Raw genomic sequence first — 299 nt, forward strand, 5'->3', positions numbered from 1 at the left:
GACGGCTTCCCCCGCAACACCAAGCAGGCCGAGGTCCTCGGCGAGATCCTGGGCGACGCGGACGTCGCGCTCGACGCCGTGATCCAGCTGCCGGTGCCGGAGGACGTCGTCGTCGCGCGGCTCATGTCGCGCGGCCGCGCGGACGACACCGAAGAGGTCATCCGCCGCCGTCAGCAGATCTACGTGTCGGACACCGCGCCGCTGCTGGAGTACTACGCCGACATCCTGGTGACCGTCGACGGTGTCGGCAGCGTCGAGGAGATCGCCGGCCGGGTGCTGAAAGCGCTGCGCGACCGCAC

Annotated in this window: 1 protein-coding gene; it reads left to right on the top strand. The window is 70.9% G+C overall.

The window, feature by feature from the left end:
* On the top strand, positions 1-299 hold a 299-nt coding region (locus tag H5965_RS46030; protein WP_310977647.1), incomplete at both ends, for a nucleoside monophosphate kinase.

Origin of the sequence: Amycolatopsis sp. 505 (assembly GCF_031625235.1) — a bacterium.
Classification (GTDB): Bacteria; Actinomycetota; Actinomycetes; order Mycobacteriales; family Pseudonocardiaceae; genus Amycolatopsis.